Source organism: Chelativorans sp. AA-79 (assembly GCF_029457495.1).
In the GTDB taxonomy this organism is placed as follows: Bacteria; Pseudomonadota; Alphaproteobacteria; order Rhizobiales; family Rhizobiaceae; genus Chelativorans.
In genome coordinates this window covers 5194003-5206812 of the sequence record NZ_CP120361.1, presented here as the reverse complement: position 1 = coordinate 5206812, position 12810 = coordinate 5194003, and the positions used below count along the sequence as shown (strand labels likewise).

The window sequence follows — 12810 nt, the reverse complement described above, 5'->3', positions numbered from 1 at the left end:
TTACTCCTCTGGATGGATTTTGGTTGGCCAGTTCTTCGAATCGACGACCATCTTCGCCAGAAGCTCGGACAGCATCAGGCGCTCGGCCTGGGTCAGCCGGGCGAGAAGCACATGCTCCCGCTCGACCATCGGCCGAAGCGTTTCGTCGAAGATTTCCTTCCCCTTCTCCGTCAGGCGAAGGACGAAGCTGCGCTGGTCGTCTGGCGCGACCTCACGCAAGATGATCCCCTTGTCCAGGAGCTTTTGCACGGCGCGGCTGATCGTGTTGCGGGGGAAGCCCGAGGACGAGCAGATGTCCCGCGCGGCGATGCCGTCCTTGAGACCGATGGAATAAAGCACCACGAATTCCGGCCGCGGCAGGCCGTAGCGCTTCTCGATCCAGCTATAGACGGGGATATTGAAGCCGAGAGCCAGGTAGTTCAGCCGGAAGGAGAACCAGCACGGGTTCTTCCACAGCTTGACGCCGACGAGATCGTCCACCGCCCTGGCGGCATCCTCCGTCAGCCCGCCCCCCATGGCCGGATCCTGAAACCCGTGCGCGGCGGAACCCCACTCCTCTCGTTCGTTCACGAAATTTCCTTTCGCAATTTTGTTCCATATGGAACTTGACGTAACGATTTGCCGCCGTCAATGTCTTTTTTACTGTCTTATATGGGACTACTTGCCATCGCGTCGGGCCGTGTGGCGCCGCGAACGAAAAGAAAAAAGGTGCAGGATGCGCATTGCCGACATGAACTGGATGCAGGTCGAGGAACGGACTGCCTCGGATGACCGCTGCATTCTGCCGCTCGGCAGTGTCGAGCAGCACGCCTATCTGAGCCTTGCCGTCGACATGATCCTGGCCGAGCGCTTGTCCATCCAGGCGGCCGAACCCTCCGGCGTGCCGGTGTTCCCCGTCATCCCCTACGGGATGGCATCCAGCTTCGCCGATTTTCCCGGAACGGTCTCGCTCAGGCTTTCCACCTATGCAGCACTCGTCGGCGACGTGCTGGACAGCCTGCACCGCTCCGGCTTCCGCCGCATTCTCGTCGTCAACGGCCATGGCGGCAACACGCCGGTGACTGCGCTCGTGTCGGAATGGCTGAACGGCAAGCGAGATACAGTGGTGAAGTTCCACGACTGGTGGCGCGCGCCCAAGGTCTGGGCCAAGGTGCAGGAGATCGACCCGGCAGCCTCGCACGCTTCCTGGATGGAGAATTTTCCGTGGACAAGGCTCGCCGGGATTGCGATGCCGGAGGAGAAAAAGCCGCAGGCCGACTATGCGCGGCTCGCCCGTGTCGATGCCGGCCGCAAGCGGGAACTGCTCGGCGACGGCAACTATCACGGGCTCTACCAGCGTCCGGACGAGGACATGACGGCCATCTGGGAGGTCGCCGTCGCCGAGACCAGGGCGCTCATCGAAACCGGATGGGACTGACCCGTGCGGCAAAAAGAACATAAGAAAAAGAGGGGGCGGGAGATCATATGCTCGGCTTCATTATTCAGCGCTTGTGGCAGGCGATCATCGTCATCCTTGCCACGTCGGTGCTGGTCTTCTGCGGGGTCTTCGCGGTCGGCAACCCGATCGACGTTCTGATCTCGCCCGACGCGACGCAGGACATTCGCGCCCAGGTGATCGCCCAGTATGGGCTCGATCAGCCGCTGTGGCGGCAATATTTTAGCTTTTTCGGCCGCATGCTGCACGGCGATTTCGGCCAGTCCTTCGTCTACAACATGCCGGTCACGCAGCTCATCCTCTCACGCCTCCCGGCAACGCTCGAACTCGTTCTCTTCGCCGTCATCGGCGCAAGCCTGATCGGCATTCCGCTCGGCATGTATGCCGGCTATCGGCATGACAGGCCTGCCGCCAAGATAATCATGGGCCTGTCGATCCTCGGCTTTTCCGTGCCCAGCTTCTGGATCGGCCTGGTGCTGATAATGACCTTCGCCGTGCAGCTCGGCTGGCTGCCCGCCGGCGGGCGCGGCGAAACGGCCCGTCTCTTCGGAGTCGAGTGGAGCTTTCTCACCGCTGACGGGCTGAGGCACATGCTGCTTCCGGCTATCAATCTCGCCCTCTTCAAGCTCGCCATGATGATTCGGCTCGCCCGCGCCGGCACGCGTGAGATCATGCTGACGGACACGATCAAGTTCGCCCGCGCCACCGGCCTATCCGAAGGCACGGTGCTCCTGCGCCACGTGCTGCGCCTGATCGCCATCCCGCTGGTGACGATCTTCGGGCTAGAACTGGGCTCCACGCTGGCCTTCGCCGTCGTCACGGAAACGATCTTCTCCTGGCCCGGCCTCGGCAAGCTCATCATAGACAGCATCACCTCGCTCGACCGTCCGGTGATGGTCGCGTATCTGATGCTGGTCGCCCTCCTTTTCGTCATGATCAACTTCTTCGTCGACCTGACCTACGCCGTACTCGACCCAAGGCTCAGGAGGGCGCGCGCATGATCTCGAAAGAAGGCTTTCTCGGGCGCTTCCTGCAGGAATTCACCCGCAACAGGACGGCGACGGTGGCAGCCGTCATCGTGCTCGTTATCGCGCTTCTGGCGATCTTCGCGCCGCTGGTCGCCCCGCAGGATCCATACGACCTCGCCAACCTCGTGCTGCGCGATGCGCGCCGGCCGCCGGGCTATGTCGGCACCACCGGCACGCTGCATCTGCTCGGCACGGATTCACAGGGGCGCGACCTCCTGTCGGCAATCCTCTACGGCCTGCGCATTTCACTGGAAATGGGCCTGTTCGCCGGCGCCATCGCCTTCACCTTCGGTGCTGTGGTCGGCACGTCGGCCGCCTATCTCGGCGGCCGCTTCGAAGCGCTCATCATGCGCATCATCGACCTGCAACTCTCCTTCCCGGCGATCCTGCTCGCCTTCGTCATCGCCGCCCTTCTCGGCCAGGGCGAATGGCAGCTGATCATGGCGCTGGTCTTCGCCCAATATGCCTATTTCGCCCGCACCGCTCATGGAGCCGCTTCGGCCGAGCGGCACAAAGACTATGTCGAGGCGGCGCTGTCGACGCCGCTCAGCGCGCGGCGGGTCGTGCTGCGCCACATCCTGCCCAATTCGCTGCCGCCGCTGATCGTCGTCGCCACAGTGCAGGTGGCGAGCGCCATCGCGCTCGAAGCGACGCTCTCCTTCCTCGGCGTCGGCCTGCCGCCGACCGAACCCTCGCTCGGCATGCTGATCTCCAATGGCTTCCAATACCTCCTGTCGGGGCGCTACTGGATCTCCATCTATCCCGGCGTCGCCCTCATCATTCTCATCGTCTCGATCAATCTGGTCGGCGACCAGATCCGCGACCAGCTCAATCCAAGGCTGAAACGATGAGCGCGCCGCTTCTCGAAGTCTCCGGCCTGAAAACCCAGTTTCCCACCGCAACCGGTGTGGCGAAAGCCGTCGACGGCGTCTCCTTCACGCTCGAACGCGGTGAGGTGCTCGGCCTCGTCGGCGAATCCGGCTCGGGAAAAAGCGTCACCGGCTTCTCGCTGATCGGCCTCGTGGACGAGCCCGGCCGTGTCGTCGAAGGCTCGGTGCGCTACCAGGGCCGCGAGCTCATCGACCTTTCGCCGCGGGAATTGCGGCGCATCCGCGGGCGCGAGATCGCCATGGTGTTCCAGGACCCGATGATGACGCTCAATCCGGTCCTGAGCATCGCCACCCAGATGCGGCTTGCGATCGAGGCGCATGAGCGCGTCTCGAAGGCTGCGGCCCGTGCCCGTTCGGTGGAGGTGCTCGCCCGCGTCGGCATCCCCTCCCCCGAAGCGCGCATCGACGCCTACCCGCACGAATTCTCTGGCGGCATGCGCCAGCGTGTGGCGATCGCCATCGCGCTTCTGCATCGGCCGAAAATCATCATCGCCGACGAGCCCACCACCGCGCTCGACGTTTCCATCCAGGCGCAGATCCTCGCCGAGATGAAGGCGCTGGTGGACGAAATCGGCATGGCGATGATCTGGATCAGCCATGATCTCGCCACCGTCTCCTCCATCGCCGACCGCATTGCGGTCATGTATGCGGGATGCATCGTCGAATCCGGCCCGGTGGGCGCCGTTTTGCGCGCGCCGTGCCATCCCTACACGCAAGGGCTGCTCGATTCCCTGCCGTCCCGCACCCGACCCGGCGAGGAGCTGCGGCAGATCCCCGGCACCACGCCCTCGCTGCTCAACCTGCCGGAGGGCTGTGCCTTCGCGCCGCGCTGTCGGCGCGCCGATACGCTCTGCAAGACCGTGCCGGTCGAGACCGCGTCCGGGGATCGCACCTATCGCTGCCACCATCCCGAGAGCCGGAGGACCGCGGCATGAGCGCCTTTCTTACCGTCGAGGGCGCCGTCAAGCGCTTTTCGCCGAGCGTCAATTTCGGTGACAGGGTCGCCACCTGGCTCGGCGCGCAGAAGCCGCCGCGCACCGTTCACGCCGTCGATGGCGTCGATCTTTCCATTCAGCGCGGCGAGGTGCTCGGCCTCGTCGGCGAATCCGGCTGCGGCAAGTCTACGCTCGGACGCATGATCACCGGCATCCACGTGCCGACCGAAGGCCGCATCCTGCTCGACGGCGCGCCGATCATGTCGGGCGGCAGCCGCCCGCGCAAGATCACCACACGCGTGCAGATGGTGTTCCAGGACCCCTTCGCCTCGCTCGACCCGCGTATGCGCATCGTCGACACAGTTTCGGAGGGCCCCATTGCCCATCGCCTGACAACCCGCGCCGGAGCGGCCGAATATACGCACCGCTGGCTGGAGGCGGTGGGGCTCGACCCCGACTTTGCCACCCGCTATCCGCACCAGTTCTCCGGCGGCCAGCGCCAGCGCATCGCTATTGCGCGCGCGCTCGCCATGCAGCCGGACCTGATCGTCTGCGACGAACCCGTGGCCTCGCTCGACGTGTCGATCCAGGCGCAGATCATCAATCTTCTCATGAAGCTGCGCCGGGAACTGAACCTGACTCTTCTGTTCATCTCGCATGATCTCTCCGTGGTACGCCACCTCTGTGACCGCGTGGCGATCATGTATCTCGGGCGCGTCGTCGAGGAAGGCGCAACGGCAGAAATCTATACCGATCCGCAGCACCCCTACACGAAGGCGCTGCTCGACAGCGTACCGAAGCTGGAAATCGACGACGAGGTGGAGGTGGTCTTCAAGCCGATCGAGGGCGAGCTGCCCTCGCCGCAGAGCCCGCCCGCCGGCTGCCACTTCCACGCGCGCTGCCCGGTTGCGATCGACCGCTGCCTGAGCGTTCGGCCGCCGCTCGTCGAACCCGCGCCCGGCCGCCGCGTCGCCTGCCATCTCGTCCCGGCGCTGCAGACGGCCGGCTGAGGTCTTTTCATCATCATCATCGGAGATCGACATGGAACCCTGGGAATGGAGCGAGGACGTCTGGCGAGCGAAGGTCGACAAGGTGCGCGCGGGCCGCTCGCTCAAGCCCCGGCACTGGAAAGATGGCGCCCGCTGCGCGGTGGCGCTCTCTTTCGATAGCGATCACGAGACCAACGAGCTGCGCGACGGCGGCAATTCCATCGGCCGCATGTCGCAGGGCCAGTACGGCAACCGCGTCGGCGTGCCGCGCATTCTCGATGTGCTGGCGAAGAACGACGTAAAGGCCAGCTTCTTCGTGCCCGCGGTCAGCGCGCTTCTTTACCCGGACGAGCAGCGCCGGGTGGTCGCCGAAGGCCACGAGGTGGCCCTGCATGGCTGGATCCACGAGCTCAACACCAAGTTGCCGGCGGACAAGGAGCGCAAACTGCACCTGCGCGCGGCCGACACGCTGGAGAAGATCACCGGCATCCGCCCTGTCGGCATGCGCACGCCCTCGTGGGATTTTTCCGACTCGACGCTCAAGATCGAGCGTGAGCTCGGCCTCCTCTACGACAGCTCGCTGATGGCCGACGACGATCCCTACGAGATCGTCGAGGACGGTGAGCCGACGGGGATCGTCGAACTGCCGGTGGAATGGATCCGCGACGACGCGGTCTATTTCAACATGAACCGCTTCCAAGCGCTGCGCCCCTATACCCCGCCCACGGACGTGCTCGACATCTTCAAGCGGGAGTTCGACCGCGCCTATGCTGAAGGTGGTCTCTTCCTGCTGACCATGCATCCCCATGTCAGCGGCTACCGCTCGCGAATATTTATTCTGGAGGAGCTCATCGCCCATATTCGGACACATGGTGACGTCTGGTTCGCCACCCATGCCGACATCGCGAGCTACGTCTCCGATTAGGAGCGCTCTGGAACGGTCGTCTCCAAATGGTGAAAGTTGCCCCAGTGCGGATGCCGCCTCCGCCGATCCGGCATAGCGGTGCGCCGCGGCTTTTACGCTGCAAGCGCGCTCATGATATATGCGCGTGGCTTCGAGGCGGGCACGCTGGCGGCGCCCGAAGATGGAAAGGTCGCATGGAGGACGCATGATGACCTGGCTGCCGCAAATGCCGCCCTGCTGGCTGGAACCAAAGTGATCGACGGCCCGACTCCGCCCTTGACGGGTAGCAAGGCGCTTGATCTGCGGATCTGGCGCAGGTCGCGGGTACAATCTCGGACGGCCCATTTCGCAAATAATGATGAACGAGGGCGAGATGCAAGTGGACGCGCGGAAAGCCGGCGCTCCCGAAGGGGCAATCGCGGTCATGCTGGGATACTACCGGGCTGCGCAGGCAGGTGAGTTCACGGTGGTCGATCGCACCCTGCACAAGATTCTTGACCGCGCGCTCGAGACGATGTGCTTATTTCTGAACAGAAATCTCCGCTGAACCTTCTGCTGTCTCGTAAGCCGGCATTCGACGGATGGCAAAGCTCGTGCGAAGGGTCGACACCGAGGGCGCCGAGTGGTCGCTCCGCATCTGAATATGTTGCCATCCCCCGCTTACAGCGGACGTACATGCTTGGGCGCCAAGCCAGTTCGCTCCTTTTAACGTCAATTCTGTGCGGTCGGGCGCACAACGATGCTGCCGATTTCGACGCCGTCTGGTTGTTCGACTGCGAAAGCTATCGCTCGTGCGATCGCATCCGGCGAAATGGCAAGCTCTTCCTTCCGCTTTTTGATCGTTGCATTGATGTCCGGATCGGTAATGGCGTCCGCAAAGGTCGTGTCGATGAATCCCGGCGATACTTCCGTAACGCGCAGGTTTGAGCCCGATTCCTGCCGCAGTGCTTCGGTGGCTGTCCGCAGTGCGTTCTTGGTCGCAGCGTAGACGCCCATTGTCGGCACGATTTGGATGCCAGCCGTCGAGAGGACGTTGACGACATGCCCGCTGTCCTGGCGGCTGAACACGGGAAGCGCCGCAGCGATACCGTAAAGCGCGCCCTTCAGGTTCACGTCGATCATGGCGTCCCAGTCATCGACCTGCAGAGCGTCGAAACGCGAGAGCGGCCCGATGCCTGCATTGTTGACGATGACGTCGAGCCTCCCGAAACGCTCGCAGGCAAGGTTGACCAGCACATCCAGGTCCGCGCGTCTGGTGACGTCGGTTGCCTGATATATGGCTTCGCCGCCCGCCGCTTCGATCTCTTCTGCCACTGCGGCGATTTCGGCCTCGCTTCGCGCCCCGAGCACGAGGCGCGCGCCGTGCGCGGCAAGATAGAGGGCGGATGCCCGGCCGATGCCGCGCCCGGCTCCGGTGATGGCGACGATCTTGTTCTCTATGGTCACGATATAGGCTCCGTCTTCTGAGTGAAAAGCCAGACCTATGCGCCGCAGGCCGGATGATCTATGCTCAAATAGCCATGTCTTTATCGCAATCCGCCGAAATCACCCCTGATCCGTTCTCCAAGGTCCTTGCAGCACTCGGTGCACGGAGCGTTCGGGGAACCGGTCTCGAAGCGGCAGGAGACTGGGCACTCGCTTTCGACGGGCGGGCCAGGTTGAAATTCGTCGCGGTAACTTGCGGCCGATGCTGGCTCCTGCTTCCGGACCACCCGCCGGAAGTCCTGGAGGAAGGCGATGTCGTCCTTATCAGCAACACGCGTTACGTTGTGGCGAGCAATCCGGCAGTTGAACCGATCGACGGTATGCCGCTCTATGCTCCGCCAGGACACGATTTGGTGCGTCTCGGCGCGGGAGACGAGACGGCCATTATGGGCGGCGGCAGCGGCTTTGCGGATGGCAGCGCCGCGTTCGTTCTGGATGCGCTCCCGAGGTTTCTGCGCGTCGACCGGACCTCGTCCACCGCCGAAGCTGTCGCGAGAACGCTGAAATCCTTGAGAGCGGAGGTCAGCAGCGCGGACGTGGGCGGTGTGCTCGTTGCAGAGCGATTGGCGGAAATCCTCGTCATCGAGGCAGTCCGCGCTTTCGTGGCCACCAGTTCGAAAAACAGTGTCGGCTGGATCACCGCGCTGGCGGACCCACGGATCGGCAAGGCGCTTAAACTGTTGCACGGCGATGTCGCACGTCGTTGGACGGTGCCGATGCTGGCATCGGAGGTCGGCATGTCACGCTCGGCCTTCACCCAACATTTCACCGACCGTGTCGGCCGGCCACCGCTCGACTACCTCACGCGCTGGCGCATGGTTCTGGCGCAGCGAAAGTTGAATGAGGGCCAGACTGTCGCGGAGGCCGCCACTGCGGTCGGCTATAACTCGCAAAGCGCTTTTTCTCACGCCTTCAAGCGCACCTTTGGCCGGACACCACGATCTGCTGGCTGATGACATCTTTTCCGGCCGCTTGTCAGGGCCAGAGCTGACCTTCGACATCGTCGGTGAGGCGATCTTTGGCACCACTGAAGAACAACAGCTTATCGTCGCCTTCTCCGCGGCAAGCGGACGAGCTGCTTCCATCGATCACAGCCGCTTCCCTGTTCCTTGTTTCGAAGATCATCGTCACGGAAACGAGCCGGGGCAGTTGCCCACCTATCTGCTGACGACTGCAGTCGAGCGGTCGGCCTCCCAGCAGTTCCGGCGTAGCCTCACTGCGTCCCACCCGCACGGACGGGTTGTGAGTTTGCCTTTCGTCATTTGCCCTTCCGCACCTGATAAACGGTGCCGCGTGAGATGCCGAGATCATAGGCGATTTGCGTCGGACCCTGACAGGCAAGTGGAACAGTGTGTGGAAGCGCTTCGACCGGCTGAGCAAGTCAGGTGTGTTCGAGACCTTCTTCGATCACCTCGCCGCGCTGTCGTCGTCGGCGCACCTGGTGCAGATGTTCGACAGCACCGTCGTGCGCGCCCATGTCTCGGCAGCCGGCGCCCAAGGGGGCAGAAGGTCAGGCGCTCGGTCGCTCGCGCGGCGGCTTCTCGATCAAAATCCACCTGAAGACCGATTTCGACGGCCATCCCATCGCTTTTGATCTGACCGGCGGGGAGAAAGGGGATCCTGCTCGGGTTTAGCCCAGAAGTCGATCCGAGGGCGGCCGTCGCCGACAAGGGCTACGTCAGCAAGGCCAACCGGCAGATGGCACGAGCCCGCGTGGCATCATTCCCGTCATTCCGCGAAAGGCTGACGAGAAGAGCAAGCTAGGAAGGGGACCTATAGATTTGCTTGAAATTATTAGGTTCTTCGTCTGCGATTTGAGGATCGGAGGCGAAGAATGGCAAAGCAGTCCTTGTTTTGGCTGTCGGATGAGGCATGGGCTGCGCTTGAGCCTCATCTGCCACACGGACAGCCCGGCAAGCCTCGTGTCGATGACCGCAGGGTCATATCCGGCATTCTCCATGTGCTGAAGGTTGGGTGCCGCTGGCGGACGTTCCCCCTGAGTACGGCCCCGCAAAGACCATCTATAACCGCTACCACCGCTGGTCCCAGCGCCGCATCTGGCATCGCATCTTCGAGAAGATGGCGGCAGTTGGCCCTGTGCCGGAAGAGCTTTCCATCGACAGTACCCACGTCAAGGCGCACCGCTCCGCCCAAGGCTCAAAAGGGGGGCGTGGGCGCAAGCGATTGGCACGTCGCGTGGCGGAAGAACAAGCAAAATCCATTGTCTGGCCGATGATCGCGGCCGACCGGTCGCCTTTGCCCTGACACCTGGCAACATCGCCGACATCAGGATGGCGATCCCGCTGCTGGAAATAGCGCGCCCGACCAAACGGCTGATCGCCGACAAGGCCTATGACGCCGACAGTTTGCGACAGTGGCTTTCAGGAGCGAAGATCAAGGCCGTCATCCCATCCTCGGCAGCGCGAAGAACGCCCTATCCCTAGACCGCAAGGCTTACAGACGGCGAAACGTCATCGAGCGCCTCTTTTGCAAGCTCAAGAACTGGCGGCGCATTGCAACCAGATACGACCGCCTCGCAGCCAACTACCTATCCGCCCTCGCTCTCGTCGCGGCAATCAGCACCTGGATATGAATGAGCCCCCATCCTAGGCCTTCCGGTCGTGAATATCTGGAGAAGGAACGACCGCACAGAACCGGAACGTACGTCTTTCCCGGCCAGGGCATCGACAACGCGATCGGCAAGCTCAAGCGCTTCAAACGTGTCGCCCTACGCGGCGAAAAGACGAAGCGAAACTTCGCATCCATCGTCGCGCTCGCAGCCGCATTCGCCTTGGTCAAATCCGCCCACAGAATCGCCATTCAATACAAGGAGCGGTTCTGCTTAGAAGAGAATTCCAAAACGGCCTTTCGGTGCCTTGAATCCGGAATCACATTCTTTCGACATCTGGAACCGACAGCAACGTGGATGCTTTGAAGCGAGCATACCTCCAGAACTGTGTTTAAAGAGGTGACGTCCCCGGACGTGGTGTAGCTCGGTAGCGCGGTGGTCATCGGCGCTTTCCGGTAGGGTCTGGTTGTCGACACCAACCCCTCTCCGAAAGGACCACCGATGACCGACGACATGATGAACCTGCGCGCGCTCGTGGAGAAGAGCGCGGATGCCGATCTGCTGCGCGAGATGATCGGCTTTGCGGCCGAGAAGCTGATGGAGATGGAGGTGGGCGCGGCCACCGGCGCCGCCTGGGGCGAGAAGTCGCCGCTCCGGACGGCCCAGCGCAACGGCTATCGCGACCGGGACTGGGAGACGCGCGCCGGAACCGTCGAGCTGCGCATCCCGAAGCTCAGGAAGGGCACCTACTTCCCGGGCTTCCTGGAACCGCGCCGCATGGCCGAGAAGGCGCTGACGGCAGTGATCCAAGAGGCATACGTCCAGGGCATCTCGACGCGCTCGGTCGACGACCTGGTCAAGGCCATGGGCATGAGCGGCATCTCCAAGAGCCAGGTGTCGCGGCTCTGCGAGGAGATCGACGGCAAGGTGAAGGCCTTCCTCGATCGCCCGATCGAAGGCGACTGGCCCTATTTGTGGATCGACGCGACCTACCTCAAGGTCCGTCGCGGCGGGCGCATCGTCTCCGTAGCGGTGATCATCGCGGTCGGCGTCAACAGCGACGGCCGGCGCGAGGTGCTGGGCATGGAGATCGGCACGTCCGAGGCCGAGCCGATCTGGACCGAGTTCCTGCGCAAGCTGACGCGCCGCGGGCTGCGCGGCGTGAAGCTGGTCGTGTCCGATGCCCATGAAGGCCTCAAGGCCGCCGTCACCAAGGTCCTCTCCGCCACCTGGCAACGCTGCCGCGTCCACTTCATGCGCAATGTGCTGGCCCATGCCGGCAAGAGCGGCCGGCGCGTCGTCTCGGCCTTCATCGCCACTGCCTTCGCCCAGGAGACGCCGGAAGCCGCCAGCGTCCAGTGGCGGGCCGTCGCCGACCAGATCCGGCCCAAGGTGCCCAAGCTCGCCGCCATCCTGGACGACGCCGAGCCGGACGTGCTCGCCTACATGACCTTCCCGAAGGAGCATCGGGCCAAGCTTCACAGCACGAACCCGATCGAGCGGCTCAACGGCGAGATCAAGCGGCGCACCGACGTGGTCGGCATCTTCCCCAACGACGACGCCATCGTCCGCCTCGTTGGCGCCTTGCTGCTCGAACAGAACGACGAATGGGCCGTCCAGCGCGCCCGCTACATGACGCTGGAAAGCGTCGGCCAGTTGAGCGATGATCCCCTCATCAGCCTGCCAGCAGTGGCGCGCTGATCAGCCCGGCTAAGCCGGAGAGCGCGGCCCACCAATGCCGCCAGCTACACCACGTCGTGGGACACGATCTTTAAAGATCGGACTGACTACTATCATTTGATATTGGGCAGCGCGGATAGATTACCGCATGTTGTGCAGGTTGGGGATGTCCCACATGCTTGGGCAAGAAGTGAATTCAGTCGAGAGTGCGACAGTGCGGCTAACGATCCTTTGAAATCTGCATCAAGGAGAGTTTTATAGGGCTATAGACCCTATGCCCGCCCATTTCCCCCGATGCAGGGAGTAAGTTGCATAGCTGATTTCGACGCAGCTTACTTTCGGGAGGAGAGTCATGATAAAAATTCATTGGCCTTGATGTTCACAAGGAAACAATCGCAGTCGCGGTGGTCGATGAGGAGCGCGCCAGCGCGGCTCGTTTCTACGGGTTGATACCCAATACCCCGGATGCGGTGCGCCGCTTATTCGACAGGCTCTCCGGCCCGGGGATTGAACTGCACTTCTGCTATGAAGCTGGTGGCTGCGACTATGGGCTGTATCGCCAACTGACGCAGCTGGCCGCATCCTGCGCCGTCGTCGCGCCGTCGAAAATACCGAAGAAGCCGGGTGACCGGATCAAGAATGACCGTCGCGATGCAGTTGCCCTGGCGCGGTTGCTGCGCGCCGGCGAACTGACGGTAGTGTGGGTGCCGGACGAACATCACTGAGCCGCTTCCGTTCTCCGAAGCATCTGATGAGCTGGCTGGGGCTCGTGCCGTCGGAGTCTTCGAGCGGCAAACGCACCCGTCGCGGCGCGATCACCGGAGGAGGCAATGGCGAGGCGCGGGCCATGCTGGTGGAAAGGAGATTGACCCGGCAATATCGATCACAACCTGAC

The 12810-nt window shown here is 63.0% G+C and carries 13 protein-coding genes and 2 pseudogenes; 13 read left to right on the top strand and 2 right to left on the bottom strand.

Going from position 1 to position 12810, the window contains the following annotated elements:
- Nucleotides 1–570, bottom strand: a complete 570-nt coding sequence (locus PVE73_RS25340; RefSeq protein ID WP_277364882.1) for a MarR family transcriptional regulator — start codon at nucleotides 568–570, stop codon at nucleotides 1–3.
- A 145-nt stretch (nucleotides 571–715) separates the two neighbouring features.
- On the opposite strand from PVE73_RS25340, the gene PVE73_RS25335 reads away from it, so the two are divergent.
- The 7 genes from PVE73_RS25335 to PVE73_RS25305 all read left to right on the top strand — a co-directional run bounded on the left by PVE73_RS25335 (nucleotide 716) and on the right by PVE73_RS25305 (nucleotide 6728).
- Nucleotides 716–1417, top strand: a complete 702-nt coding sequence (locus PVE73_RS25335; protein WP_277364881.1) for a creatininase family protein — start codon at nucleotides 716–718, stop codon at nucleotides 1415–1417.
- Nucleotides 1418–1464: 47 nt separating this feature from the next.
- Nucleotides 1465–2436 (top strand): ABC transporter permease, encoded by a 972-nt coding sequence (locus PVE73_RS25330; RefSeq protein ID WP_277364880.1) that lies wholly within the window; start codon nucleotides 1465–1467, stop codon nucleotides 2434–2436.
- Nucleotides 2433–3314, top strand: coding sequence for an ABC transporter permease (locus tag PVE73_RS25325; RefSeq protein WP_277364879.1), 882 nt, complete (start codon nucleotides 2433–2435; stop codon nucleotides 3312–3314). Before PVE73_RS25330 ends, PVE73_RS25325 begins: the two co-directional genes overlap by 4 nt.
- Nucleotides 3311–4288, top strand: coding sequence for an ABC transporter ATP-binding protein (locus tag PVE73_RS25320; RefSeq protein WP_277364878.1), 978 nt, complete (start codon nucleotides 3311–3313; stop codon nucleotides 4286–4288). The genes PVE73_RS25325 and PVE73_RS25320 overlap by 4 nt, the downstream gene beginning before the upstream one ends.
- Entirely contained in the window at nucleotides 4285–5298 is a 1014-nt protein-coding gene (locus tag PVE73_RS25315; protein WP_277364877.1) for an oligopeptide/dipeptide ABC transporter ATP-binding protein, read from the top strand. The genes PVE73_RS25320 and PVE73_RS25315 overlap by 4 nt, the downstream gene beginning before the upstream one ends.
- Before the next feature lie 31 nt (nucleotides 5299–5329).
- Entirely contained in the window at nucleotides 5330–6202 is an 873-nt protein-coding gene (locus PVE73_RS25310) for a polysaccharide deacetylase (RefSeq protein ID WP_277364876.1), read from the top strand.
- A gap of 337 nt (nucleotides 6203–6539) precedes the next feature.
- Complete coding sequence (locus PVE73_RS25305) at nucleotides 6540–6728, top strand: hypothetical protein (RefSeq protein WP_277364875.1); 189 nt, start codon at nucleotides 6540–6542, stop codon at nucleotides 6726–6728.
- Nucleotides 6729–6892: 164 nt separating this feature from the next.
- Here the strand turns inward: PVE73_RS25305 and PVE73_RS25300 are convergent, their stop codons facing one another.
- Nucleotides 6893–7630, bottom strand: coding sequence for an SDR family oxidoreductase (locus tag PVE73_RS25300; protein ID WP_277367579.1), 738 nt, complete (start codon nucleotides 7628–7630; stop codon nucleotides 6893–6895).
- 50 nt (nucleotides 7631–7680) lie between these two features.
- On the opposite strand from PVE73_RS25300, the gene PVE73_RS25295 reads away from it, so the two are divergent.
- The 6 genes and pseudogenes from PVE73_RS25295 to PVE73_RS25270 form a co-directional block, all read left to right on the top strand.
- A complete protein-coding gene (locus tag PVE73_RS25295) occupies nucleotides 7681–8619 on the top strand; it encodes an AraC family transcriptional regulator (protein ID WP_277364874.1) in 939 nt (312 codons plus the stop codon).
- A gap of 398 nt (nucleotides 8620–9017) precedes the next feature.
- Nucleotides 9018–9260 (top strand): hypothetical protein, encoded by a 243-nt coding sequence (locus PVE73_RS25290; RefSeq protein WP_277364873.1) that lies wholly within the window; start codon nucleotides 9018–9020, stop codon nucleotides 9258–9260.
- 240 nt (nucleotides 9261–9500) lie between these two features.
- Nucleotides 9501–10259 (top strand): annotated as a pseudogene (locus PVE73_RS25285) (IS5 family transposase).
- The gene (locus PVE73_RS25280; RefSeq protein WP_277364872.1) at nucleotides 10260–10601 is read left to right on the top strand and encodes a hypothetical protein; all 342 of its coding nucleotides are present in this window, start codon (nucleotides 10260–10262) and stop codon (nucleotides 10599–10601) included. It begins immediately after the preceding pseudogene.
- Between the two features lie 135 nt (nucleotides 10602–10736).
- Complete coding sequence (locus tag PVE73_RS25275) at nucleotides 10737–11936, top strand: IS256 family transposase (protein WP_277364871.1); 1200 nt, start codon at nucleotides 10737–10739, stop codon at nucleotides 11934–11936.
- A 344-nt stretch (nucleotides 11937–12280) separates the two neighbouring features.
- Nucleotides 12281–12774: pseudogene (locus tag PVE73_RS25270) on the top strand (transposase); the annotation flags it as partial.
- Between the last annotated feature and the right edge of the window lie 36 nt (nucleotides 12775–12810).